General features: G+C 62.6%; 23 protein-coding genes. 14 read left to right on the forward strand and 9 right to left on the reverse strand.

All coding sequences use genetic code 11. The features are described 5' to 3' along the window. Positions 1-12: 12 nt before the first annotated feature. From ACWHTU_RS15110 to ACWHTU_RS15120, 3 genes are all read right to left on the reverse strand, one after another. Entirely contained in the window at positions 13-828 is an 816-nt protein-coding gene (locus tag ACWHTU_RS15110; RefSeq protein ID WP_447860215.1) for a CbbQ/NirQ/NorQ domain-containing protein, read from the reverse strand. Positions 829-970: 142 nt separating this feature from the next. After that, positions 971-4,069: a PAS domain S-box protein gene (locus tag ACWHTU_RS15115; protein WP_447860216.1), complete on the reverse strand. Its 3,099-nt coding sequence runs from the start codon at positions 4,067-4,069 to the stop codon at positions 971-973. Then, positions 4,066-5,655, reverse strand: coding sequence for a phosphatidylglycerol lysyltransferase domain-containing protein (locus ACWHTU_RS15120; protein ID WP_447860218.1), 1,590 nt, complete (start codon positions 5,653-5,655; stop codon positions 4,066-4,068). Before ACWHTU_RS15120 ends, ACWHTU_RS15115 begins: the two co-directional genes overlap by 4 nt. A gap of 236 nt (positions 5,656-5,891) precedes the next feature. Here ACWHTU_RS15120 and ACWHTU_RS15125 point away from each other — a divergent pair, with 236 nt between their 5' ends. The 9 genes from ACWHTU_RS15125 to ACWHTU_RS15165 all read left to right on the forward strand — a co-directional run bounded on the left by ACWHTU_RS15125 (position 5,892) and on the right by ACWHTU_RS15165 (position 15,026). Next, positions 5,892-7,493: a hypothetical protein gene (locus tag ACWHTU_RS15125; RefSeq protein ID WP_447860219.1), complete on the forward strand. Its 1,602-nt coding sequence runs from the start codon at positions 5,892-5,894 to the stop codon at positions 7,491-7,493. After that, positions 7,490-7,741 carry a glutathione S-transferase N-terminal domain-containing protein gene (locus ACWHTU_RS15130; protein WP_447860220.1) on the forward strand — a complete coding sequence of 84 codons (252 nt, stop codon included), beginning with the start codon at positions 7,490-7,492 and terminating at the stop codon, positions 7,739-7,741. Before ACWHTU_RS15125 ends, ACWHTU_RS15130 begins: the two co-directional genes overlap by 4 nt. A gap of 71 nt (positions 7,742-7,812) precedes the next feature. After that, positions 7,813-8,985 carry a KamA family radical SAM protein gene (locus tag ACWHTU_RS15135; RefSeq protein WP_447860221.1) on the forward strand — a complete coding sequence of 391 codons (1,173 nt, stop codon included), beginning with the start codon at positions 7,813-7,815 and terminating at the stop codon, positions 8,983-8,985. Continuing rightward, positions 8,982-10,136 (forward strand): 2'-deoxycytidine 5'-triphosphate deaminase, encoded by a 1,155-nt coding sequence (locus ACWHTU_RS15140; RefSeq protein WP_447860222.1) that lies wholly within the window; start codon positions 8,982-8,984, stop codon positions 10,134-10,136. Before ACWHTU_RS15135 ends, ACWHTU_RS15140 begins: the two co-directional genes overlap by 4 nt. A 17-nt stretch (positions 10,137-10,153) precedes the next feature. Continuing rightward, a complete protein-coding gene (locus tag ACWHTU_RS15145; RefSeq protein WP_447860223.1) occupies positions 10,154-10,564 on the forward strand; it encodes a hypothetical protein in 411 nt (136 codons plus the stop codon). Between the two features lie 105 nt (positions 10,565-10,669). After that, positions 10,670-11,419, forward strand: a complete 750-nt coding sequence (locus ACWHTU_RS15150; protein ID WP_447860224.1) for a TIGR04283 family arsenosugar biosynthesis glycosyltransferase — start codon at positions 10,670-10,672, stop codon at positions 11,417-11,419. A gap of 33 nt (positions 11,420-11,452) precedes the next feature. Next, positions 11,453-12,256, forward strand: a complete 804-nt coding sequence (locus ACWHTU_RS15155) for a TIGR04282 family arsenosugar biosynthesis glycosyltransferase (RefSeq protein WP_447860225.1) — start codon at positions 11,453-11,455, stop codon at positions 12,254-12,256. Further along, a complete protein-coding gene (locus ACWHTU_RS15160; protein WP_447860226.1) occupies positions 12,253-14,295 on the forward strand; it encodes a diguanylate cyclase in 2,043 nt (680 codons plus the stop codon). Before ACWHTU_RS15155 ends, ACWHTU_RS15160 begins: the two co-directional genes overlap by 4 nt. Next, positions 14,292-15,026, forward strand: a complete 735-nt coding sequence (locus ACWHTU_RS15165; RefSeq protein ID WP_447860227.1) for an SDR family NAD(P)-dependent oxidoreductase — start codon at positions 14,292-14,294, stop codon at positions 15,024-15,026. The genes ACWHTU_RS15160 and ACWHTU_RS15165 overlap by 4 nt, the downstream gene beginning before the upstream one ends. A 602-nt stretch (positions 15,027-15,628) precedes the next feature. Here ACWHTU_RS15165 and ACWHTU_RS15170 read toward each other — a convergent pair. The 6 genes from ACWHTU_RS15170 to ACWHTU_RS15195 all read right to left on the reverse strand — a co-directional run bounded on the left by ACWHTU_RS15170 (position 15,629) and on the right by ACWHTU_RS15195 (position 18,720). Continuing rightward, a complete protein-coding gene (locus ACWHTU_RS15170; protein WP_447860228.1) occupies positions 15,629-16,486 on the reverse strand; it encodes a lytic transglycosylase domain-containing protein in 858 nt (285 codons plus the stop codon). A gap of 361 nt (positions 16,487-16,847) precedes the next feature. After that, complete coding sequence (locus ACWHTU_RS15175; RefSeq protein WP_447860229.1) at positions 16,848-17,006, reverse strand: hypothetical protein; 159 nt, start codon at positions 17,004-17,006, stop codon at positions 16,848-16,850. A 111-nt stretch (positions 17,007-17,117) separates the two neighbouring features. After that, positions 17,118-17,438 (reverse strand): hypothetical protein, encoded by a 321-nt coding sequence (locus ACWHTU_RS15180; protein ID WP_447860230.1) that lies wholly within the window; start codon positions 17,436-17,438, stop codon positions 17,118-17,120. Between the two features lie 79 nt (positions 17,439-17,517). Further along, positions 17,518-17,856, reverse strand: coding sequence for a hypothetical protein (locus tag ACWHTU_RS15185; protein ID WP_447860232.1), 339 nt, complete (start codon positions 17,854-17,856; stop codon positions 17,518-17,520). A 169-nt stretch (positions 17,857-18,025) separates the two neighbouring features. Then, positions 18,026-18,349 (reverse strand): glutaredoxin family protein, encoded by a 324-nt coding sequence (locus ACWHTU_RS15190; protein WP_447860233.1) that lies wholly within the window; start codon positions 18,347-18,349, stop codon positions 18,026-18,028. A 131-nt stretch (positions 18,350-18,480) separates the two neighbouring features. Next, positions 18,481-18,720 carry a BolA/IbaG family iron-sulfur metabolism protein gene (locus ACWHTU_RS15195; RefSeq protein WP_447860234.1) on the reverse strand — a complete coding sequence of 80 codons (240 nt, stop codon included), beginning with the start codon at positions 18,718-18,720 and terminating at the stop codon, positions 18,481-18,483. A gap of 289 nt (positions 18,721-19,009) precedes the next feature. On the opposite strand from ACWHTU_RS15195, the gene ACWHTU_RS15200 reads away from it, so the two are divergent. The 5 genes from ACWHTU_RS15200 to ACWHTU_RS15220 all read left to right on the forward strand — a co-directional run bounded on the left by ACWHTU_RS15200 (position 19,010) and on the right by ACWHTU_RS15220 (position 24,058). Beyond that, positions 19,010-19,177: a hypothetical protein gene (locus ACWHTU_RS15200; RefSeq protein WP_447860235.1), complete on the forward strand. Its 168-nt coding sequence runs from the start codon at positions 19,010-19,012 to the stop codon at positions 19,175-19,177. Between the two features lie 262 nt (positions 19,178-19,439). After that, positions 19,440-19,874: a response regulator gene (locus tag ACWHTU_RS15205; protein WP_447860236.1), complete on the forward strand. Its 435-nt coding sequence runs from the start codon at positions 19,440-19,442 to the stop codon at positions 19,872-19,874. Positions 19,875-19,950: 76 nt separating this feature from the next. Next, complete coding sequence (locus ACWHTU_RS15210) at positions 19,951-21,000, forward strand: sensor histidine kinase (protein WP_447860237.1); 1,050 nt, start codon at positions 19,951-19,953, stop codon at positions 20,998-21,000. After that, positions 20,997-23,462: an ATP-binding protein gene (locus tag ACWHTU_RS15215; protein ID WP_447860238.1), complete on the forward strand. Its 2,466-nt coding sequence runs from the start codon at positions 20,997-20,999 to the stop codon at positions 23,460-23,462. The genes ACWHTU_RS15210 and ACWHTU_RS15215 overlap by 4 nt, the downstream gene beginning before the upstream one ends. Next, positions 23,459-24,058 (forward strand): Tll0287-like domain-containing protein, encoded by a 600-nt coding sequence (locus ACWHTU_RS15220; RefSeq protein WP_447860240.1) that lies wholly within the window; start codon positions 23,459-23,461, stop codon positions 24,056-24,058. The genes ACWHTU_RS15215 and ACWHTU_RS15220 overlap by 4 nt, the downstream gene beginning before the upstream one ends. Positions 24,059-24,075 lie beyond the last annotated feature (17 nt).

Raw genomic sequence — 24,075 nt, forward strand, 5'->3', positions numbered from 1 at the left:
CTGCGCGGCTTTTCAAAAGATCGCTTTCACCACTTCCTGGATGCTCCGCTGCATATCCGGATCGTCGGTGATCGGGCGAATCACGGCCGCATCGCAGGCCTGCTCGGGCGGCACGCCTTGTCGGATCAGCGTCCCAGCGTAGATGAGGAGCCGCGTGCTGACCCCTTCTTCCAGCCCATGATTCTTGAGATTACGGACCTTCGCGCCGAGCGTCACCAGCCGTTCCGCCGTCTCCTTGTTCACGCCGGCCTCGCGCTCGATTACCCGGGTTTCGATGTCGCGGGTCGGATAGTCGAACTCGATGGCCAGGAACCGCTGTTTCGTGCTCTGTTTCAATTCCTTGAGCACGCTCTGGTAGCCGGGGTTGTACGAAATCACCAGCATGAAGTCGTCGACGGCCTCGATGATCTGGCCTTTTTTCTCAATTGGCAACAGCCGGCGGTCGTCGCTCAACGGATGGATGATCACCGTCGTATCCTTGCGCGCCTCGACGATTTCATCCAAATAGACGATGGCGCCGTGCTTGACGCCGAGCGTCAGAGGGCCGTCCACCCACACCGTCTCCTGGCCTTTTAAAAGGTACCGCCCGACCAGGTCCGAGGCGGTAAGGTCCTCGTGACAGGCAACGGTGATGAGCGGGCGATTCAGGCGGTATGCCATGTGCTGGACGAAGCGCGTCTTGCCGCAGCCGGTCGGCCCTTTGAGCATGACCGGCATCCGATTGCGAGCCGCGATCGTGAACAGCCCGATTTCCCCGCGCACCTCCGCGTAGAAGGGCTCCTCCCGCACTCGGTACTGGTCGATTTCCACCTCTTGGCCTTTGTGCATGATTCGATCCGGGGTTTCTGAACGTCGTTGTTCGCCTCGCCGGCTGTCGTCCGAGCGCGAATGGTTCTGCGCTATTGGCTGCCGGCTACCCGCTGTTCGCCATCCAACCAGGCGCCACCTTAAGCGGAAAGCGGGGGGAAGATCAAGCCGCGCCGTCCAACACTTCGCGCACTTTGCGCGCCAGGGCGTTCGGCGTGAAGGGCTTCGGCAGGAAGGCGGCATGGGCTGTCACGCCCGTTCGCGAGAAAATCGGATGGTCCGGATAGCCGGACATGTACAGCACCTTCAGCCCGGGACGGACGGCCGCAAGCCGTTCGGCAACCTCCGGCCCACTCATCTGCGGCATGACCACGTCCGTCAACAACAGATGGATCGGCCCCATATGTTGGGCACCAGTCAGCAACGCTTCGATGCCGTGCCGGGCTTCCAGCACGGTATACCCGTGCAGTTTTAAAGTGTTGTGCACTAACCCCCTCACGCCCGGCTCATCTTCCACCAGCAAGACGGTTTCCTTGCCGCGGGACTCACCGGACGCCATGACGCCGGGCTCCGTCGTCTCCGCCGTCTCATCGGCGCGCGGGAAAAGGATCGTGAACGCGGTCCCATGACTCGGCTTACTCTCGACCGTGATATGACCACCGCACTGTTTGACGATGCCATAGACCGTGGAAAGTCCGAGTCCTGTCCCTTTACCCTTCTCTTTCGTCGTGAAGAAGGGTTCGAACAGATGCGATTGCGTCTCCTCATCCATACCGCAGCCGGTATCTCTGACCGCCAACATCACGTACGAACCGGGGTCCACCGGCTGGGCATTCCGCCCCGGGGATTCGGCGATCTGGACGCCGCGGGTTTCAATAGTCAGGGTTCCGCCGGTCGGCATGGCGTCGTGCGCGTTCACAGCCAGATTCATCACGACCTGCTCGATCTGTCCGGGATCGGCCTTGACCAGGCCGGCTTGCGGATCGAGCACCGTGCAGAGCTGGATCAGGTCTTCGCCGATCAGCCGTCGCAACATGGTTTCCATGCCCGACACGACCACATTGAGGTCCACCAGCTTCGGCGCGACGAACTGACGGCGGCTGAAAGCCAGCAACTGCGCTGTGAGACTCGCGGCGCGATCGGCGGCCTTCTTGACTTCCTCGATGTCTTTGCGCAGTGGCTCCGTCGGATGCAAGCGCGCCAGGACCAGATCGCTGTAGCCCCGGATGACGGTCAATAGATTGTTGAAATCGTGCGCCACACCGCCGGCCAGCCGGCCGATCGCTTCCATCTTCTGCGATTGCCGCAACTGGGCTTCCGCTTGCCGCAGCGCCTCTTGTGTGCGAGACCGCTCGACGAACTGGCCGATCTTCAGCCCGAGATCGGCCGCCATCTTCAGCAATTCTTCATCCGGCTCCCGCACCTGCCGGCTGTAGAGTTCGACAACGGCCTCGACGTCGCCGCCGACGCGAACGGGGAATCCGAACGCCCCGTGCAAACCGACGGCCCGGGCCGATAGGGCACGCGGAAAGTTGGCGTCGGCCAGCACGTCCGCGATCCATGCCGCGTCGCCGGCGGCCCAGACCCGGCCCGGGAGTCCGACTCCCCGCTTGAAGGTGTGCAAAACGGTGGCCGTTACGAACTCATCGGCCGGCGAAGCCGGCGAGACCCAGAGATCAAGACAGCGCAGCTCGTCGGCGGACCGGTCGACTTGCCACAACACCCCCACTTCCCATTCCAGGCTCTCGCAGAGCGCCTGTAGGATCTTCGGGGCGGCGTCCGTCAGTGCGCGGCATTCGGACAGCACCCGCGTCACGGCGTACTGTGAAGCCAGGCGGCATTCCGCGCGCTTTCGGGCCGTGATGTCGCGGACGAAGGCGCTGAAGATGGTGGCGTCCCCGACCCGCGCCGACGCGATCGCCAATTCGACCGGAAACTCATGACCGTCGCGGTGGCACGCCGTGACCTCTACCCGCCGGTTCAGGAATCGGCTTTCTCCCGTGGACAGGAACTGTTCCAGCCCCTGTTCATGCGCCGCCCGTTCCCGTTCGGGGAAAATCGTAGCGGACAACCGCCGACCGACGGCCTCCTCCCGCGTCCACCCGAAGAGATGCGAGGCCTGCGCGTTCCAATCCGTGATGACGCCGCCGGCGTCCGTGGTGATCACCGCATCGAGCGCCGTATCCACGATCACCCGGTTCCGCTCCTGGCTTTGCAGCAACGCCGTCTCCGCTGCCCGGGCCCACTCGCTCTCCCGCCGCGCCTGTTCATATTCGGTCCGCAGGCGGCGGGTCGCCCACAGCAGCAGGCCCACCATCGGAAGCCATACAGCCAATCCTGCGCCTCCCAACGTCCAGAGCAACCCGCGGATCGGTCCCAGGATGCGGTCCCGATCGACGCGCAGCAACACCGTCCACTGCGGTCCTCCCCTATCCTTATTATTCCCTCGCGTCCGGGCATAGCCAGTGACGACTGGGACGCGTCGACGCAGATGCTCCTCCTCGACAGATCCCGAGCGGCCTGACTCGCTGAGCCGGACGGAGGGCAAACCGAGCTGCCGTAGGTTGACCCACCCTTTGTGCGAGAGATCGGAGTCGAGAAAGGCTTCGCCCCGCGCGTTTAGAAACTGATATTCGATCGGGCCCAACCCGCCGTCGCCGACTTGAAGGGCCATCATCGTCTTGGCCGCGATTTCTTCGAGAGCCGCCAATCCGACTTGTGCCGCCACCGCGCCGCAGAACTCCCCGGTCGGTGCGAGAATCGGGGCAGAGAAGGCGATTGCCTCGGCTCCGCCGACCGAGTCATATGGATCCACATCGCCCACCGCCGGTTCACGCCGTTCCCGGGCGGCGCGAAACCAGTCGCTCTGGGCATACTCCCGCCCCACCATGCCGGGTTCCGTAGAAGCCACCAGCTGACCGCGCTCGTCAACGACGCCCAACCAAAGATACACGGGGTATTGGGTCTTCATCCAACGCAGATACTGATGGACATCCTCCAATCGCCACGCCTGATCGCTCAATGCACGCGCCATCAGCTCGACGTCCGCGGACCGTTCGAACACCAAGCGATCCACTTGGTCAGAGATCCCGGCGGCGGCCACACGCAAACTCTCGCCGGTCGTCTCGACCAGCCGCGCTTCCAGAACATGCAGGGCCATCGCCGCGATCGCCAGCGCCACCGCGACCATGACAAGAACAAGCGCCGGCAACCAGGAATACGGCCTGTGCGTGTCGGCAACGCGAAGCGGAGCAGACGTCATCGAACGCTTGCAATCCAGTTGGGGATCAACCGATCGGGGTGGTACGCACGCTTGGATCGAGCGAGACTGGAGAGGTCGGAGTCGTCCATGGTGTTGACGAACTCGTACCCCTGCCGCAACGCCTGACGACAAAACTCGCGGAACACCCAGGCCGCCAACCCAGGAACTTCCCGATCGGTCACTTCGGCGCATACGCAGAAGACGGCCGGAGCGAGGCGATAGCCGAATGTGTAAGCGCGAACCGTCCCGTCGATCCGAACCACCGCGCCAGACAGGCCCAAGGCCTCGGAATGGGCGAGCATATCCCGATGAGCGGACTTTGAATCCATCAGCATCAGTTTCGCCGCTCCATCGAGCCCGCTGCGCTGTTTTTGCCGACTCCAGTCGCGGAACAACGCCTCGCAGGTTGCTCGATCGTCCGCACGATAGGGATCGAAGCGGACTCGCCCCCGATGCTCCCGTTCGAAGCGGTTGCAGGCGGCCCGCTGCGATTTGTAGCGATCACCCGCCAGGCGCGCTAGGTCCGACACCCGGTAGAGATAATCCGGAGGCTTCGCCCGCAGGCGATACCCCCACGCCTCCAGGCGCGGCGCGAGGCGCGCCGGCACATTCTCGACGCGGGATACTGACGACCCGCTATTGCACGCCCGCATGAACTCGAACGCCGCATCCAACGCCGGCCTAAGCGGACCCGGTCCGAGCGGCGGCAGGGCCAGAAAGAGCCCGTCCGGCGATTCGGCGAACAGGCACAGCTGTCCCTCCAGTTCCGCCCAGTGATAAGGAAGCACGCCACGCCAGACGAAATGATAGGCAAACGAGCACGCGGCCAGGGGCGCGTCGTCCGCCGACAGGTCGGATGACGCGAGGGCCCGCTCGACGCGCGGACGGTCCGCGAGCGTAAGCGGGTGAAGCGGGAAGCGGGAATCGGATAGACTGAACCCGAACACCCCTTTGCTCGCTTCACCGGGCTCCACGGTCGACGCATCACGCTTCACGGCAAGGCGCGCCGTCAGTCGCGGCAGGGGACGAAGGATCACAACATCGTCTTGGAAGGGACCGATCAGGCGAGGATGTCGGACGAAGGTGTCAAGGATGTCGTCACGCTCGATCAATGACGCGATGCGGGCGGCGTAGGCCTCAAGATCGGGCAAGCGGCGATGGAAGGCGAGAGGCAATGGGTCTGGGGCCTCTCGCCTCTCGCCCGAGACAAAGGGACACTTCCTATCCCATCCCAGGACCACCTCGCGCTGCTCTCTATTCCACATGACCGCGAGGGGATAGATCTGACAGTCCAGCGGGCGTATCTCGTAAATCCGGCATTCCGAAGTGACCGGATCGAAGGCCGGACAGAGATAGCCTTCGCCGGCAGGATCGGGCACAACGTTGATTTGGCATCCGTCTTTGGCGGGAAAATGCGCAGGATCGATCCCCCGTTCGACGGCCCGATTGATTTCCTGATCCGTGAAGTAGGGCCGGAGCAGGCTGTCCGGTTCGGGGAAGCGGCAGCAGATCTCACAACCCAGGCAAGTCCGGTTCGGGACGAACTGCGGAAGGACAATCATCGGCAGGTAACGAAGCTCGCGCATGACGAAGCACCGCTCCTGAAGCAGGCGCTGATCATCATACGACGCAATTCGGAGGGGAGCAAGGAACCTGCCGGTTTCCGGGGCCCACCGTACCCGTACGGAGCCGCTCTCTTCGACACTCGGTCGCCCCGACCGGAGGTGCTCGGCTCATCGCGGTCCGGCGGCGATGCGATCTGTCACGGGCCGCATCGCTTCCGGCCACGCTCTTGTCTGATTTGAAGAGGGCGTGTTACGATTTGCCGCGTATTGACCGGGGCCGCGCACGCTCGCCGGATCCGCTGCACCTCTATCGACTGAGGGACGACTCATTGGCGCCGACGCGAAATCTCTTTGATTCCGCCGCTTCCGACACCGCCTCCCGTCGCTGTTCCGTCATTCGCGACACGTTGATCCGTGAAGGGCTGTATGACCCCTCGCCAAACGACGGCGTTGGTGACTCCGGCCGGAAGAATGCAGCTCCGACCACATGGCGCGTAAGCCCGGCGCCGTTTTTCCTCTCTTCCGAGCAGGTAGCTGTCTTTCGCTCGCTGGGCCACCGGCTCCTGGCCTTCTATCGGGCGTTGAACCGTCTTTATTTCGACAGCGTCCGGGGAACGCAGCCGGCCTGGGCGGCAGGCTATCTCGACCAAGGAAAGCCGGAAGCGCTGATCGCCTTTAGCCGCATGAAGCGCTTTCGCGACTCGCTGCCGGGGGTGATCCGTCCCGATATCATTCCGACCCCAGACGGCCTTGTCGTCACCGAACTGGATTCCGTGCCCGGCGGGATCGGGCTGACCGGGGCGCTGGCCAGAGCGTACGCGGACGTGAATCGTCGTTCGGCAACCGTCGATGCCGGACCCGATCAGCTCGCAATCGAATCCTCTCCGCGTCGCGCGTACGAGATCGTCGGCGGGCGAGATGGAATGCTCAACGGGTTCGGGGCGATGCTGCGGGCGCTGCAAGGCGATACACCAGGTTGCGTCGCGATCGTGGTTTCCGAAGAAGCGCGCGATTACCGGCCGGAGATGCAATGGATCGCCGCGCGTCTGCGCGAACGCGGCCTGGATATCGAATGCATCGAGCCGCGCCAGGTGCGGTTCACGGAAGAGGGCTTACGGCTGGCCGATGAGGCCGGAGGACGCCCGATCGCGGTAGTTTATCGGTTCTTCGAACTGTTCGACCTCAAAAACATCCCGAAAGCCGAACTCATCATGTACAGCGCGAAGAAAGGCCGGGTGCTGGTCACGCCGCCTTTCAAGCCGGCACTGGAGGAGAAGCTCGCCTTCGCACTCCTGCATCACCCGGTGCTCGCGCCGTTTTGGCGGAGGGAGCTGGGCGAAGAGACCTTCGCCTTTCTCGCGGCGCTGATGCCGCGCACCTGGATCCTGGATCCGGCGCCAGTGCCGCCGACCGCTGTGATTCCCGGCCTTGTCCTGGACGGTCGACCGGTGAGCGACTGGCGTGAACTGGCCTGCGCGGGCCAGAAAGAGCGGCAGTATGTCGTCAAGCCGTCCGGTTTCTCGGAACTGGCCTGGGGCAGCCGAGGCGTGTCCGTGGGCCATGACCTGCCGCAGTCGGAATGGGCGGCGGCGCTGGACCGCGCGCTCGCTGCGTTTCCGGTGACGCCCTACGTTCTGCAGGAGTTCCACAAAGGACGGCTCTTCGAATCGTCGTATTTCGATCCCGCCACAGCCGATGTCGTCCCCATGTCAGGACGCGTGCGGTTGTCACCATACTACTTCGTCACCGGCGAAAAGGCGGAACTGGCCGGCATCCTGGCGACCGTGTGTCCGCCTGACAAAAAACTGATCCACGGTATGCGGGATGCGATCATGCTACCGTGCGCGGTGGCGCTATGACCCTCTACCACGTTCACTGGTGCCCGGAATGCGCGGTGGTCCGGCAGAAGTTGGCCGAGTTGGGTGTGGACTATGAAGACGTGGTGGTGCCGGATTTCCGGCCCCTGCGCAAACAGGTTTATGACATCTCCGGCCAATATTATGTGCCGGTGCTCAAAGACGGCGACACGGTGCTGACCGAAACCCGGGACATCCTGGCATATCTGGAAACCAAGTACAGCAAGCAGCGGATAGCCGGCGGCGGATAGCCGATCAGCTATCGCTCCGATTCATACGCGATTCGCTATCAACCATTTGCTATTTCCTCATGGGGTCATCGATGGAAGACTGGAGAAAGATCCTCGCCGAGAGCGTGGTGAAGCCCAGAGACCTGGCGGAACGGCTCGGCGTCGATGAGAAAGAAATCGAGGCCGTGGTCGGGGAGTATCCGATGCGTATCACGCCGACGGTCATGGCGATGATCAAAGAAAAGGGTGACGCGATCTGGAAGCAGGTCGTGCCGGATATCGCCGAGATGGCCGACGCGGACGCGGAAGATGATCCGCTTGAAGAGGATCTGATGAGTCCGGTGCCACACCTAGTGCATCGGTATCCTGACCGCGTACTCCTGATGGTCACGAATCAGTGTCCGATCTACTGCCGCTTCTGCACCAGAAAGCGCCTAGTGGGCAAACCGGGATTCCTCAAGAAAGGCGAACTGGATCGGGCGATCGCCTATCTACGTGAGCACCCCGAAGTCCGAGACGTCATCCTTTCCGGCGGCGACCCGTTGCTCCTGCCCGATCATCTGCTGGAGCGCATCCTGAAAGCCCTGCGCACGATTCCGCATTTGGAGATCATCCGGATCGGCTCGCGGGTGCCGGGGACGCTGCCGCAGCGTATCACGCCCAAGCTCTGCGACATGATCAAGAAATATCATCCGATCTATATGAATCTGCATTTCAATCACCCCGACGAACTGACGCCTGAAGTCAAGGCCGCCTGCGGCATGCTGGCCGATGCCGGCGTGCCGCTTGGCGCGCAGACCGTGCTGTTGAAAGGCGTCAACGACGATCCGGAGGTTATGAAACGCCTCGTGCATCAGCTTCTGCTGGCCCGCGTCAAGCCGTACTACCTCTATCAGGCCGATCTCACGAAGGGCACCAACCACTTCCGGACAAGCGTGGAGACCGGGCTCAACATCATCCGGGCGCTGCAAGGGCACACGAGTGGGATGGCGGTGCCCCACTTCGTCATCGACGCGCCCGGCGGCGGCGGCAAGATTCCGTTACTGCCAGGCGACTACTTGGTCCATCTGGACGAAGACGGCGCGATTCTGAAAAACTATGAGCGGAAGCTGTTTCATTATCCGCAGCCCCCCCTCTCCGTAGCCCTCGCCCCCAAGGGCGGAGGAAAGGGCGAGGAAGTCCGCCGTGAACTGCCGATGGTCGGCGCGCGCCCGTCGTTTGCCACTTGCGGCGAAGGAACCGAGGGAGGTCTTGACGACCTGTGAACCGACCCGCCCGCCTGAACGGTATTCTGCCCTACCAACAGATCAAAGCGCTGATCGAGCACCAAGCGATCCGCTCGGAGGTGCCGTTCGAAGACCGGCAGATTCAGCCGGCCAGCCTGGACCTGCGGCTGGGTCGCAAAGCCTATCGGCTCATCAGTAGTTTTCTGCCGGAGTTGTCCGAGATCACCAGCCGGCTCAACGTGCTGGACTTCTACCAGTCGGATCTTGTGATGTACGAGATGGACTTGACAGGCGGCGCCATCCTTGAAAAGGGCCATGTTTACCTGGTCCCGCTGCTGGAAAGTCTGAAGTTGCCGAAAGACTTGAGGGCCAAGGCCAATCCCAAGAGCACCACCGGCCGGCTGGATGTCTTCACCCGCGTCGTGACGGACCTGACCGCCGGCTTCGACGAGATCCGCCCGGGATACCACGGGCCGCTCTATCTGGAAGTGGTGCCGCGCTCCTTCGCCATCAAGGTCAGAACAGGCGATTCCCTCAACCAGATCCGGTTCGTTCGCGGGCAGCCGGCGGTCTCGGACGCGGCGCTAAGGAAGCTCCACAACGCCGAGCCGTTGCTTTATCACAACCGGCCGGCGGCCAAACCCGTCTCCAGCCGCGACCTGCGGACTGACCGGGGTCTCTTCCTGCGGATCGATCTGAAAGGGGCGGACCGCGGCGACGACACGATCATCGGCTACCGTGCCAAGAAAAACAGTCATGTCATCGACCTGTCCAAGATCGGCTATTACGCCGCGCTGGACTTTTGGGAGCCGATCCGCCGTCACCGGCAAGACAGTCTGTTGCTTGAACCTGAAGAATTCTACATTCTGGCGTCCAAAGAACGGATCCGGGTGCCGCCCGGCTACGCAGCGGAGATGATGGCGTATGAAGCCGCCTGCGGGGAGCTGCGCACCCATTACGCCGGATTCTTCGATCCGGGATTCGGGTATGGCCGAGGTGAATTGCGCGGGACCCAGGTGGTGCTGGAAGTGCGCCCGCACGACGTACCCTTCCTGATCCACGATGGACAAACCTTCTTTAAGGTTGTATATGACAGGATGCTGGAGTTCCCGACGCAAGTTTACGGGTCGGTCCTCGGTTCGTCGTACCAGCGGCAAGGGCTGACGTTGAGCAAGCACTTCAAATCGTAATCGTAAAGGCGGCGTCCATGACCTCCGAACACCGCCCCGACGAGCCTTCCTCCGCGACGCCGACTCAGCCGAGGCGCGATCCCGAGAAGGAATCCGGAGGCGAGCATCCGACCAACGTGGCCGGCATGATGACCGGCACCGCCCTCATGTTCATCGGGTTCCTGAACGTGTTCCTCTCCATTAGTGGAGGATTTGAGATCAACATCGTACCGATGATCATCTACTTCGGCGGCCTCGCCATCTGGGCCGGCTCCGTCATCGAGAATCCGACAATCCGCTACACCGTCATCACTGCGGCTGTCGCGGCCGGCTTGGCGTTCCTCCATTACGGTGAAGTGCTGTTTTGGCACAAACAAGTCGTGTTCTGGTCCACCGTCGCCATCGTCACGTTCTTCATGTTCAAGACCGCTCCGCCGGATAAGCGGTGACACGGGTCAACGGTCGTTGGTCAAGGACAACGGATACCGGAGGAACCATGTTGATCACCATTTGACGGTTGACCATTGACTTCCCGGCCTCCGACCAGGCAGCCGATGACCATCGCCGTCGTCATTCCGACCTTGAACGAAGAACAGGCACTTCCTCGCACGCTCTGCCGCACCATCGGCCTCGGATTTGACGAGATCATCGTGGTCGACGGCGGTAGCAACGACCGCACGCGGGAGATTGTCAGCCGGTTCGAAGTTCGACGTTCGAAGTTACAGGTCGCCACGTCGGACCTCGAACCTCACACGACGCCTCTCGCCGTTCTAACTTCTCCTTCAGGCCGCGCGCGGCAGATGAACCGCGGAGCGGCTGAGGCGAACAGCGACGTCCTGCTGTTCCTGCACGCCGATACCCTGTTGCCGTGCGAAGCCAAAGACGCGATCCTGAGCGCGCTGCGCGATCCGGCGTGCGTCGGCGGCCGGTTCGACGTCCGGTTCGACCGCGACTCGCGCCTGAGCCGCGTCATCGGCGCGATGATGAACCTGCGGTCCCGTCTGACCGGCATTGCGACAGGCGATCAGGCGATCTTCGTCAGAAAGACGGTCTTCGAGCGGATGGGCGGGTATGCGGACATTCCGCTTATGGAGGATATCGACTTCACCAAGCGGCTCAGGCGCATGGGCCGGGTCGCGGCGTTGTCCGCGACGGTCGTGACCTCCTATCGGCGGTGGGACCTCTGCGGCCCTGTGCGGACGATCCTCCTGATGTGGACCCTGCGGTTGCTGTATTGGCTTGGGATCCGCCCCGAGCGGCTCGCGCGCTTCTATGCGGCGGTGCGTGAGCCGGCGAGAGGCTAGCGGCACAAAGTTATAGGTAGGTATTCGGCAGGTATGGAGAAAGGCAAGACAGAACGAGTCAGTCCGCACGCGTCCGCCTCTCACCGCGCTTCGGACAGCGCCCTGATCATCTTCGCCAAGGCTCCGATCGCAGGCCAGGTCAAGACACGCCTCTGTCCACCGCTGACGCCCGACGAGGCCGCCAGCCTGCACGGGAGCTTCGTCCTCGATGTCCTGGAGCGCAGCAAGACCGCGATCGCCAAACACCGCCTCCCGTTGGAACGCTACCTGGCCTGCGCGCCGTCCGCCCGGCACGTCTTCTTTCAGATCCTGGAGGAACGGCACGGGGTGAAGCTGTTGGATCAGGTAGGGGAAGACCTCGGTGCCCGCATGACCCGCGCGTTTTCGACGATATTCTCGTCGGGATACAAGAACGCGCTGCTCGTCGGGACGGACGTTCCATCGCTTCCGCTGGACACCTACCGCGACGCGCTCGCGCTGCTCGCGGACCATGATCTGGTGCTGGGGCCGGCCTGCGACGGAGGCTATTATTTGATCGGGTTGAAGCGACCGGCGCCCGAACTGTTCGCACACATTCCCTGGTCCACCGGCCGGGTGTTCGAACTCACGCGGCTGAAGGCCGATGGCCTGGGATTCAAGACCGGGCTGTTACCCGTCCAGCGGGACATCGATACGATCGACGACCTGCTGGCGCTGATCGAAGAAGCTGGCAAAGCGGTCTCCTTTCTCTCGCCGCGCACTACCGGTGCGCTCCGGTTAATTGAGGACCGCCTTCGGTCTCGCCTGCCCGAGGCGCAAGGACGGGCCAGCCCCGGATCGAGGGTGAACCCGCCATGACGCCTGTCGCGCCGACGCCCCACCCCCTCGGCATTCCCGCCACGCCGGATCCCCTCCGTTCGCGCCACTGGTCGGTCGCCGCCAAACTGCTCCTGCTTCTGACCCCCGTCTTAATTCTCCTTCTCGTGATCATCACCTGGTATCTGCCCGGACGGCAGAAGGTCCGGTTGCTGGAACAGCAGGTGATGGCGGCCGGAGAGGCGCTGCTCACGCAGGTGCGGAGAGATCGCCAGGCATATCTCACCGAGGTCCTTCCACGTCTGCTCAAGGTCGGCGCGCAGGTCCCAGCCGACTATCACCGGCTGGCTTCCGCACCGCCGCTTCCCTCCGCACTGATGCAGGATGTCACGGACCTGATGGTCCTGACGCCACAGTCCTATCGCCTCCGACTGATCAGCCCCTGGCCGATCAACAAAGAGCATGCCGCGACCGACCCGTTTCACCAAGAGGGATTCCGGTTCCTGGCCGAGCACGGCGACCGCATTTACAGCCGGCGCGATACCGTCGGCGGCTCGGAAGTCGTCCGGTTCCTGGCTGCCGACCGTGCCCTCCTCCCGACTTGCGTCGCTTGTCATAACAGCCATGAGGCCAGTCCCAAACGCGACTTCCGCCTGAACGGCGTGATCGGCGGGATCGAATTGGTCATCCCCATCGATGCGCCGCTGCGGGCGGTGAAGCGCGACCAGTGGATCCTGCTCGGCGCTGGTCTCAGCGTCGGGGTTCTCATCCTCGGCCTCGTGGTATTCGCGACGCGTTACGTGGTGACGACGCCCCTGCAGCACTTGGCCGCCAGCATGCGCGACCTTGCCGGGGACCGAGGCGACGTCCGCGAGCCTCCGCCGCTGACGGAATGGTCCGACACCGCCATGGGAGAAGAAGTGCGCGCCGTCTGGCGCGAGCTTCGGCGCATGCACGAAACCATCGGCGCCAACCAGCGGGCGCGCGCGCAGGAGTTGCAGCGCCAGACCGACGCATTGACATCGCTGAACCGCCGGTTGATGGACCTCCATGAAAAAACTCAGGTGATCCAGCAGGCCATTTCGGAGGAAGAGGTCTACCGGACGCTGAGCCACACCTTGCATCAGGCGCTGCCGCTGCGCCAAATTTTTATTCTGCGGCTGAATCGCTCGGAGGATCACTTGGAACTGGTCTGGTCATCGCCCAAACGAGACGACCTGCGCGTGGATTCCTATCCCGTGTGGGATCGCCCGTCGCACTGTCCGGTTATCCGGGCGGGACGTGAATACAAGGTCGAGGACGTAACGCAGGGGCTGACCTGTTCTTTCAGTCTGTCGAACGACGGGCCTGGTTCCTACTGGTGCATCCCACTGGTCATGGGCGGCCACACCATCGGTGTCGTGCACTTGGCGAGTTCGGTCTCCCGTTGCTGGACGGACGAGACCCGTCAATGGGTGGAAGCGCTGGTGAGCGTCGCGGCCCCGATGATCGGACATATCCAACACCTGGAACGCGCCAAACGGCGGGCATTGATCGACGAACTCACCGGTGCCTATAACCGTCGGTTCTTGGAAGAATTTCTGGCCAAAATGATCCTGCCGGACGAACGCCGCAAAGGGCAGCTCGTCAGCCTGCTGATGCTGGACCTCGACCATTTCAAGCAAGTGAACGATACGTACGGGCACCAGGTCGGCGACCTGGTGTTGAAGACCGTGGCGACGACGCTCAACCGCATGCTGAAGGAAAGCGACGTGCTGGCCCGATATGGGGGCGAAGAATTCACGGTGGTCCTGCCCCAGACGGACACCCAAGGCGCCGCGGCGGTTGCCGAACGCTTGCGGATCGCGGTCGCCGGGTTGTCGCTCCGGCAAGTAGCGCCGGCGGCTCCCGATCACATCACCGTCAGCGTCGGCGTCGCCACCTATCCGACGCACGCGCGGTCCGTGCCAGACTTGATCCGCGCAGCCGACGAGATGCTCTATCAGGCCAAGGCAACGGGGCGGAACCGGGTCGTCTGCGCGACGGCCGGACTCCGCGCCGTCCCTGACCAACCCGTATCCCGAAGGGAGGATGTGTCATGAGTACCCGCGTCGCACTGATCACCGGAGGCGCGAAGGGCATCGGCCGCGCCATCGCCCTGGACCTGGCCGCTCAACACTGGGCCGTCGCCATTTGCTACCGGACCAGCGCAGCCGAGGCCGACAAGACCCGCGCTGGCATCGTCGAACGGGGTGGCCAGGCGTTAGCCGTCCAGTGTGATGTGTCAGACCCGGTCGCCGCCAAGCACTTCGCCGCGCAGGTCGAACAGCACTGGGGACGGATCGATGCATTGATCAACTGCGCCGGCCCGTATCATCGCGTGAACCTGTTTGAGGAAACCCCGGCCGGGTGGGAAGAGATGTTCGCCGGCAATCTGCATCCGATCTTCTATCTGGCGCAAGCCGTGGCGCCCGGCATGAAGGCGAGAAAATCGGGCCGCATCATCAATTTCAGCATGGCGAACGCCGACCAGATGGTGGCGCAACCGGACGTGACGGCGCATTACATCGCCAAGGCGGGCGTCCTCATCCTGACCAGAACATTGGCCAAGCTGCTGGCGCCGCACGGCATCACGGTCAATGCCATCTCGCCCGGCTTCATCGACTCCGGCAGCGCCCCGCCGGAGGAACTGGCCGGCATGGTCAAGCGCATCCCCGCCGGCTACGTCGGCAATGTCGGCGATACCGTCGCCATTGTGCGATTTCTCTTATCGGACGACGCGCGCTACGTGAATGGGGCGAATATTCAGGTGAGCGGCGGGTGGGGGATATGAGGAGCCAGGTGGGATGCTCCCGTGCTCGCAGAACGCGCACGCAAGATCATTTGCATTGTTAAACAGTGGGCGGTGCTCGTTCCATGCGCGCAGTGCCGAGCACCCTACCTGACTCCTTGATAGCGCGTGAAGAAAGTCACGGCCAAACAGGAGAGGTCGGCTGCGAAGGAAGAAGGCCGGGCTGAACTGCTTCCGCTCAAGACCAGAGCCGTTTGAGTCCGGCGTAAGCCTCTCCTCCGCTTGGCTGCGGAACTCGTTCCGCGCTGACCGGTGTCGAACGAAACTTCACACGACTCCGGCCGTTTCACCGACTCGGCGGCACGCGCAAACGTGATGCTCAGCACAAAAGGGGTCGGGAGTCTTTTGTCGCGAACTCCGAACGCCTCCGCACGCCAAGAACAAGGCATTCATCCCGAATCGCCTGACCGCATGTCTCGGTCACCTGTCCACCGTCATCACAGTCACCATCCTCCAAACGTGACTTACCCTGGCAAGAAAAGACTCCATGGCATGAAAAGACTCCCGACCCCTTTCCCCATCAACACGAAGAAAATTGAATAGCCATATGTTCATATGGCTCCGAGGCGGGCGAGAGGAGCGATTCATTCCTGTTGACCGGCCGCCAGGCGGGCAAACTGCCGCTTCATTGCGCTGACTCGGACGAGGTAGTCGCGGACGTCGTGGTCGCCGCATCGTTGCCTGGGTGCCAGCCGAAAGCCGCGCTTGGCAAAGGCTTCGCCTGCCCCAGCTCCGCACAGGTGAATGACCGCCGCCAGATCTTGCTTGTGCTGGAGTATAGCGGACTTCCGTTGGTGGGCCATCACGCTCGCGACGGCGCGGTCTAGCAGGGCCGATGTCAGCTCGATGGCATGGCTGGGCAGGACGCGGGTGTAGAGGCTGTTGAACCAGCACGATCTCACGTCGTGCCAGGGCCCATCCTCGACCACCACGTGGTTGTGGATGCAATACCGCTTCGCTTCGTGAAACGTCGTGTCGGTGATCTGATACATGCCGACCGCGCTCGATGCAGGTTTGTAGACTTCGAAGGGATTCTGGGCCGGACCCGCCCGCCAGTACGTTCGCGCGACGGGGTTGCCCCCGCCTTCGACCTGGGCGAGCGCAGCCAGCAGCTCGGGTGTGATGACGGCGGTCGAATGCTCACGGAAGAGCGGCCCGTACTCCCGCCACGTCTCCGGCGGGCTCTTGGCGAGCGCGGCGTCCATCGGAAAGAAGAGTTCGGTCGGCTTGCGGATCACCTGATACACCCAGTTGACCGCAAGCCAAGCCACCAGGACGACGACCGCGCCGACGAGGACTCGGACCCCGATCGGCGCGGCCCGCAACGTCCGGATGGCTCGCCGAACCGACCGTGCAAAACGCCTGGCCGCAATGTAGACCCGGCGCAGGCGTTTCTGTAGGGAAGCTGCTCTGGCAGTACGTGAACGCGACTTAGCGGCCATGAGCTAGTATCCCTCGGGAACCCTCACCGGCCAAACAGCAGCTCCCAACGAAGCTCCGCAAACAACGAGCACTCTTCACCTACGTCTCGGATGGAACGAACGCACGGCGAGGCCACAACCTCGGATCTTCTCTACTTGACCCCAGCCGGGCTGGACTGCTGGAGCGGGCATCAGAGCCGATTTGTGCTCCGACCGTTACCGAAGCGAAACGGCCCGCTCCAAGCGGGTGGTGAGGACTGTGCGAAGTTCCGTTCGACGGGTAGTCGGAACGGAACAAGTTCCGCAACCAAGTGGAGCTGAGGCTTACGGCGGACCAAAACGGCTCCGGCCTCAAGCGAAGGCAGTCCAGCCCGGCCTCCTCCTACCGCCATTGCAGCGACGCCGGCAAGGCCGAATAGATGTCGTAGGTGATCGCGAAGCCGTAGGTCGGTCCGTAATCCTTGCGGTTCAACTGGTCGTTCCAGGTTTCAAACGTGAGCCGCCTGATCCGCATGGCGCCGGTCCAGAATCGTTCTTCCAACGCGTTGCCTTTAAAGTCAGAGAAGATGCCGGAATCGATGATCGCCCCGATTTGGATCTCGAAGAATGGAGACCCATTGGCGGGATCGTAGATGCCCCAGCTGACCGAGGCCTAAGCCAGGTAGGATTCCGGCGAGACCTCGCGAAAGGCAGCGCCCGAGTACAGGCGTCCGTACCGCACCATCCCCGACAGGTGAAATCCCTTCAGCCAACCGAGAACAGGAACCGCCTGTTCCCAGGGTGCGGGAAGCATCCACGACCCGATCGGCGCGCGACGGAACCCAGCGCGCGCAAATCCCTCATGATAGAGACTACCGGTCGAGACCCCGACGCCGGCAAAGAGTCCGTTCCGCCACGTTCCCAGATCGATCCACCGAGTGACGGAGCCGTCGATTATGAAGTCCGTCTCTTCCCGGATCCGGCGGACCGGCACTTTGGGAATTCCCCAGATGACTGGTCGGCTAGTTACCCGTCAGGCCGCCGCCGAGGGTCAGATTCGTGCTCCAGTTTTCCTAATTTCTCCGGTGTTCGGTCCAACTGATTGAGGCGAAGTTGAAGCCCATCGTCTCGTTGATGTTGTTGAAGCGCTGCCCTTCGCTGTTAAACTCCGTGAACCGATTGAAGTTCCCCGCGATCGCCAGAATCGGCGACCGGTCCGGATAGGCCAACGCGCCCCAGTGAACAGCCGGGGCTCCCGTTTCGGCCTGGGCCGCGGCCGGACCCAGGAGCAGTCCGACCGAGCCCAAGGAGGGTAGACCCGAGCAGTCGATCTGATAGACGCCCTTCCAGCATTCTTTCTCCTTCGGCGTGTCTTCCGCATAAGAAACAAAGCAACCGTCATTCCGCTGCAATGATAACGCCGCAGCGGAGCACATCGTAGAACAATCTTGTTTGGTGAAACGTGAAAAGTCGTGTGGGAACGCGCTCAGCCGATGCTGAGCGCGAAGGCCGAGTGTCGAACGGAAAGTGCTGCATGCACCTCGCGGTCTATTCAGACTTCGGCGTTGGGAATTTTAAATTTTAACGGCCAAACGCCTTCTTGAGCAGCGGCTCGACTTCCCCCTTTTTCTCCATCGGATCGAGAATGTCGGTATCGCCATAGAACTGGCCGTCGATGAAGACCTTGGGAAGCGTCGGCCAATTGGTCATCCGGGTCAGAGCTTCGCGCTTGGCGGGATTCGACAGTACGTCGATGACTTCGTAGGGATAGCCGTACTTGTCGAAAAATTGCATCGTTTCGCGGGTGAATCCGCACATGGGCATCGTCTTCGTTCCCTTCCCGTAGATCAGAATCTTGTGGGTTCTGATTTCGCGCTGGATTTCCTCTTCGATCGGGTCGCCCATAGATCCGGCCTCCTCTTATTTTTACAAAACACCGGCGCGAGGCATGTAGCATAAGGCGCAGGGCCGCGCCTGGCGAGAACTGCCCGTCCGACCCTCTCGCCTCTCACCCCTTGCCCCTTGCCAACATCCAATCATTCTTCCTCGCTCGTTTTCGTCGTGATCTCCAACGCATGGATCCGACCGTCCTTCATCGGAGCCGCCAGGGCCTGGTAGACCATGCGGTGCCGGTCCAGGAGGTTCTTGCCCTTAAAGTGATCCGACACGACCGTGACAACGAGATGATCCATCGTCCCCGTGCGATCGGTCACCGAGACTTTCGCATCCGGTATAACCTGCCGGATATAGTCCGTCAGCGCGTCCTGCGTGATCATCGTGCCCGAAAGAACGACGTAAAAATACCCCACTCCTCACGGCAAACGCAATTCCCTGGAAACAGCGAGTCGCGGAGCAAGTTGCTCCGAGCCATTCGCGGCTTGCTCTTGGCTCGTTTCATGCCGCCGACGGCCCGAAAACCGCTCTTCACTGTTATCGAATCGTATACGCAGGGTATCGGTTTCGATACGCCTCGCCGCGCATTCCGCAAAACGGCGCGCGGAGAAAGCGCTCGTGACACCCCTTCGAACCATTTTGAAAACCGGCAAGTTTCCAGGCGCTCCGGTCATGATACATCATCGAGCAGCGCTGGTACGGATGTTGCGGTGGTCGAGCCGCAACAAGGGCATGAGCCTGCGGCAGGAGGGTTGGAGCATGACGTTCACCATCGTCGCGGCGATCGGACTCATCGCCATCGGAATGCTGTTAGTCATCCGAAGCCTCTGGTCTCGGTGACGATCACGATGACAAGACGACCATCCTGGCTGATGAAACGTCGCGGTGTCTTCGGCTCGCTCAGCGGTGGTGCTTTTCGCGCGCGCCTGGCCGATCTCAACCAACGGCTGGAACCGCTGCCTTCAACTCTCGCCGTAACCTGCGGAAAACCCGAATCCAATCGCACAAACATGCAACGGCATCGATGTTGCGCATCGGATCGACGACGATTGAATAGGGTTGGGCCACGGTCCAGCGCACCTCAACAGATAAGGAGGGTCACATGACGGAATACAAAACGGATCTCTTCTTCGGCTCCTCAACCGGCAACGGCCGCATTCTTGTGGTCGATGACGAACCGGACATTCGAAAGGTGGTCCGCTTGACGCTACAGAAGGCCGGCTACGATGTGCTCGAAGCGGAGAACGGCGAGAAGGCCATCGACATCATCAACATGGGCGAGAACCGCGTAATGCTGGACGTCGTGATCTGTGACATCCGCATGCCCAAGATCAATGGCGTGGAAGCCATCGCGTATTTCCGCAACGCCTATCCGCGTGTTCCCCTGATCGTGCTGACCGGCTTCCCCGACACCGATATGGCGGCGTCGTTCATGCGAGACGGCGTGGTGGACTACCTGGTCAAACCGGTGGAAGGCGACAAACTGCGGGCCGCCGTCGAGCGCGCCATGGAACGGCGGGAGATCGCGCACCTCTAGAAGAAGTCGATCTTACCCCGGCACGGGACATTCCGCGTCCCCCACACGCCTCCGGGTCGGCAAACGGGCGCACGCGATGGCTCAACCCCTTACCACCAAGGTGGCCATACTGGGCGCCGGCAAGGGCGGAACCGCCCTCCTGGATCTGCTGCACCAGATTCCGGGCATTGTGATCGTCGGCATCACCGACAAAAATCCTTCGGCGCCTGGCCTGCAACGGGCGAGGGACCTGAACGTTCCCGTCACCGATGAAGTGTGCGATCTCGTCGCCAACCACGGCGTCAGTCTGATCCTGGACGTCACGGGGGATCCTGACATGGAACGGTTCGTTCTCGCCCACAAGAGTCCTGGCGTCGAGGTGCTGAGCGGCGCCGCCACACGGCTGCTCTGGAATCTGATCCAACATCAGACCAAACTGCAGGCTGAACTCTTCCATGCCGAGAAACTAGCCGGGCTGGGTTCATTCGCCGCCGGCATCGCGCACGACATCAACAATCCCCTGCAACTGATCCTGGGCCTTGCCGAGTACCTGGCCGAGGAACAAGATCCGGCGGTCGTGCGGGAGTACGCGCGGGACATCGTCCAGGCTGTGCACCGCACCAGCGCGATCTGCCGCGATCTCACGCGCTACGCGAGGCGATCCCTCGGCGAGGAATCCGCGCGGGTGGACCTGAGCGTCAAGCTGGACGAAGCGTTGAAGATCGCGCGATACGCCGTCGAGTTTCAGGACATCGCGGTGGTGCGGCACTACGCGCCCGAGCCAATCGTGACGGGCAACCCGGACGAATTGTTGCACGTTTTCGTGAACTTGATCTCCAACGCGGTCCAGGCGATGGAGCAGGGCGGCACACTCACCCTCCACACCGGCGTCGAGGGCAGAACCGTGATCGCCGGTGTGTCGGACACCGGCTGCGGCATCCCGCAGGATCTGATCGGGCGGATTTTCGAGCCGTTCTTTACGACCAAGCCGCCGGGAAAAGGCACAGGCCTGGGTCTCTATAACGTGAAGTCCATCATCGCCAAGTGGCACGGCAAGATCTGCGTGGAGAGCCGAGTGGGAATGGGTTCCACATTCCGCATCGAGTTCCCGCCGGCCGAACCGATTCTGCCGGAGAACGAATCATGATCCGCGCCAGGCCGTTCACAGGACGCCCGGCCCGTTGGGGGCTGAAGGGCAAACTGATCCTGTCCATGTTGTTGGTGGGCGTGGTGCCGCTCTTCGCCGGCCTGCTCATGGCGTTCCTGCAAGGGTCGCGTGAGATCCGCGAAGTCAGCGGCGAAAGCTTCAAGGCTCTCGCCACCGAGACGGCCCGCAAGCTCGACCTCGTCGTCGGCGAAGAGATCGGTCGCACCTCGCACATCGCGATCGACCCCGTCATCGTCGCCGAATTGGAGAAGCGGCGGGACCGGATCGAAGCTCTTTCGGAAGCGCAGGCGCAGGCGGCGCTCGCGGCGCAGGCGTCCCGCTGGCAGGCCCGTGATCCGGCCTTGATCAAAGAGATCACCGACAACACGCTCGCGCAGCTGCTGCGCCAGTACTATACCGGCTCCAATGGCGAGCCCGGCCAACCCCCGCCGCAAGCGGTGCGCTCCGCCACTAAGGCCCTGTTCCTGACGGACAAGATGGGCGCGCTGGTGGCGAGCCTGAACTCAGATATTCCCTACGCCCACGGCGGAACCGCATGGTGGCAAGGCGCCTTTAACAAGGGCATCGGCTCCATGTACATCGAAGACGTGGCGTTCGACGACCGCGTCGGGTCCTACGTCTTTACCCTGTCGGTGCCTGTAATGGACAGCATCCGCTACGAAGCCATCGGCGTCCTCCACCGCATCGTGGACGCAAAAGAATTCTTCTCGCCCTCCATCGCGCCCATTCGGTTCGGCAGAACCGGTCACGTGATGCTGATCGACAGCCGCGGCGTCGTGATGAGCTGCCCGATCCTGTCGACCGGCGCGCGGCTGGCGGACGCGGATTTGGTTTCGCTCGTCACGCCACTGGAGCCCGGCTGGGTGAACGCGCCCAGCGACGGACACGGCGGCCGGACACCGTCCATCATCGGTTTCGCGCCGCTGCCGGAGACCAGCCGGGCGACCAACGGGTCCTCCGACACCGCCTGGCACACGTTCGTCTGGCAATCCTCCAGCGAGCTGTTCGCCCCCATCCGTCATCTGTTCACGTGGCTGTCGGTGTTCGGCCTGATCGCCGTCGGGCTCCTGATCATGCTGGGCTCCTTCGCAGCCGGCCGGATCGTCACACCGATCCGCCAATTGCAGGAGGCAGCGCGGGCGATCGGCCGGGGTGAATTGCGCGACCGGCTCACCATCCGGACCGGCGATGAACTGGAAGAGTTGGCCGAAGAGATCAATCGGATGAACGCTCAACTGGAAGCCGCCTTCGCCGGATTGACCAGCCAGGTGGAATTGAAAAGTCAGGAAGTGCAGTACCTCCAGCAATCGACAGACCAGATCCTCGACGCCATGCCGACTCCCATCATCATGGTCGACCAGGCCGAGCAGGTCCAATACCTGAACCGGGCTTGCAAGGACGCGTTCAAGCTCGAGGCCGACGACGCGCCGCGGCCGCTTATGCTGTTCGACCTGCTGCGTGTCAACCCGTCCGTACAGCAACAGCTTCGGCAGGAGCTCCTGCGCGCTGGCAACGGAGCGCTGCAGAAGACCGGCGCGGCGGACACTTCCCCGTTGCCGGCCCGCGATCCGCTCGATCCCGCGCCGGCTCATGCGGTACGAGGCGGGCGACGCGAACTCCAACTCGGCCGGCACCTCTATCGCTACGAATGGTTCAGCCTGGGCGGTCGCCCTGGTGAAGGCCGGCGAATCGGACTCGTTTTGCGGGATGCGACCGAAGAGAGCCGGCTGCAGGACCAGCTCATTCAGGCGGAGAAATCCGGCAGCCTCGGCATGCTGACCGCCGGTATTGGACACGAATTGAACAACCCGTTGTTCGGCATTCTCGGACTCGGCGAGGCTATTCAGGAAGAGACGGACCTGGGGCGGATCAAATCCTACGCCAGAGACATCGTCGAGCACGGCCGGCGGATGGCTGCTGTCATCCGCGATTTCGCCGGCCAGGCGTTTCGGGAAGCCAAGGATCAGCGCGCGCCCGTCGATGTGAACGCACAGCTCGACCAGGCCTGGGCGATCGTGCAGAGCGGATTCGAAACCCTCGGCATCGAGATGCAGACCTATTACCAGCCGCACCTGCGCGTCAGCGCCCTGCCCGATGAGCTCCGCCAGGCATTCGTCAACGTCCTGGTCAACGCCGTCCAAGCCATGCGCGGCAAGGGCTCGCTGGTGCTGCGGACGGAACGCGACGCGTCGGCGGTCACCATCATGATCCGCGACACCGGCCCGGGCATCCCTCCAGAGCACCTCACCAAGGTCTTCGATCCCTTCTTTACCACCAAACCGCAGGGGGAAGGGTCCGGGCTCGGCCTCACGATCGCGAAGCGCATCATCGTCAAGTTCGGCGGCGACATCCGCTTGGAAAGCGCGGAAGGGCAGGGCGTTACCTGCTGGATCACCTTCCCCACCATCGCCGCCTCGCACAAGGAGGACCAGATGCCATGAACGGGTTCAGGAGAGCGAGCGGCCGCTGCGCGCTCGCCGGGATCATCGCGGCGGGGCTCAGCGTCGCCGCCGTTGCATTGCACGCCAAAGACGCCGGCAGCCTGCCGGCCGGCATCCCGCCGGAGAAGGTCGCGGATTATGTCCACGCGGTGATCGAGGCGGATCGTACCGTGTACACGACGGTGGTCGTCAATCGCATGCAGGAGAAAGGCATCGTCTCCGCCGAAGAACATTGGGAACAGAACAACGCGCTGCCCTTGCCCGCCCAGTTCCTCCAGCATTCCGGCAAACTGGTCGCCGAGGGCGGCAGCGGGATCCGCTATCGGTTGATCAGCCTCTGGCCGATCTACCAACGCAACGCGCCGGCGACCCCCTTGGAACGTCAGGCATTGGAAACAGTCAGCGCCCAACCGGGTCGTCCGTTCACCAGCGTCGTCACGAGCGGCCGCAAACGATATTTTCAGGCCGTGTACGCCGACCGCGCCGTGTCGAAAGCCTGCGTGAGTTGTCACAACAGTCACCCGTTGAGCCCCAAGCGCGACTTCAAGTTGGATGAAGTCATGGGCGGCATCGCCATCACGATCCCGCTTGAATGAGAGAAGGGAGTGCTGAG

It is taken from the genome of Nitrospira calida (assembly GCF_976986435.1).

What these genes read in the sequence shown, in the direction of transcription:
- ACWHTU_RS15110 (WP_447860215.1), bottom strand. Translation starts at nt 828, where the DNA reads ATGCACAAAGGCCAAGAGGTGGAAATCGACCAGTACCGAGTGCGGGAG.
- ACWHTU_RS15115 (WP_447860216.1), bottom strand. Translation starts at nt 4,069, where the DNA reads ATGACGTCTGCTCCGCTTCGCGTTGCCGACACGCACAGGCCGTATTCC.
- ACWHTU_RS15120 (WP_447860218.1), bottom strand. Translation starts at nt 5,655, where the DNA reads ATGCGCGAGCTTCGTTACCTGCCGATGATTGTCCTTCCGCAGTTCGTC.
- ACWHTU_RS15130 (WP_447860220.1), top strand. Translation starts at nt 7,490, where the DNA reads ATGACCCTCTACCACGTTCACTGGTGCCCGGAATGCGCGGTGGTCCGG.
- ACWHTU_RS15135 (WP_447860221.1), top strand. Translation starts at nt 7,813, where the DNA reads ATGGAAGACTGGAGAAAGATCCTCGCCGAGAGCGTGGTGAAGCCCAGA.
- ACWHTU_RS15145 (WP_447860223.1), top strand. Translation starts at nt 10,154, where the DNA reads ATGACCTCCGAACACCGCCCCGACGAGCCTTCCTCCGCGACGCCGACT.
- ACWHTU_RS15150 (WP_447860224.1), top strand. Translation starts at nt 10,670, where the DNA reads ATGACCATCGCCGTCGTCATTCCGACCTTGAACGAAGAACAGGCACTT.
- ACWHTU_RS15155 (WP_447860225.1), top strand. Translation starts at nt 11,453, where the DNA reads ATGGAGAAAGGCAAGACAGAACGAGTCAGTCCGCACGCGTCCGCCTCT.
- ACWHTU_RS15160 (WP_447860226.1), top strand. Translation starts at nt 12,253, where the DNA reads ATGACGCCTGTCGCGCCGACGCCCCACCCCCTCGGCATTCCCGCCACG.
- ACWHTU_RS15165 (WP_447860227.1), top strand. Translation starts at nt 14,292, where the DNA reads ATGAGTACCCGCGTCGCACTGATCACCGGAGGCGCGAAGGGCATCGGC.
- ACWHTU_RS15170 (WP_447860228.1), bottom strand. Translation starts at nt 16,486, where the DNA reads ATGGCCGCTAAGTCGCGTTCACGTACTGCCAGAGCAGCTTCCCTACAG.
- ACWHTU_RS15190 (WP_447860233.1), bottom strand. Translation starts at nt 18,349, where the DNA reads ATGGGCGACCCGATCGAAGAGGAAATCCAGCGCGAAATCAGAACCCAC.
- ACWHTU_RS15195 (WP_447860234.1), bottom strand. Translation starts at nt 18,720, where the DNA reads ATGATCACGCAGGACGCGCTGACGGACTATATCCGGCAGGTTATACCG.
- ACWHTU_RS15200 (WP_447860235.1), top strand. Translation starts at nt 19,010, where the DNA reads ATGATACATCATCGAGCAGCGCTGGTACGGATGTTGCGGTGGTCGAGC.
- ACWHTU_RS15205 (WP_447860236.1), top strand. Translation starts at nt 19,440, where the DNA reads ATGACGGAATACAAAACGGATCTCTTCTTCGGCTCCTCAACCGGCAAC.
- ACWHTU_RS15210 (WP_447860237.1), top strand. Translation starts at nt 19,951, where the DNA reads ATGGCTCAACCCCTTACCACCAAGGTGGCCATACTGGGCGCCGGCAAG.
- ACWHTU_RS15215 (WP_447860238.1), top strand. Translation starts at nt 20,997, where the DNA reads ATGATCCGCGCCAGGCCGTTCACAGGACGCCCGGCCCGTTGGGGGCTG.
- ACWHTU_RS15220 (WP_447860240.1), top strand. Translation starts at nt 23,459, where the DNA reads ATGAACGGGTTCAGGAGAGCGAGCGGCCGCTGCGCGCTCGCCGGGATC.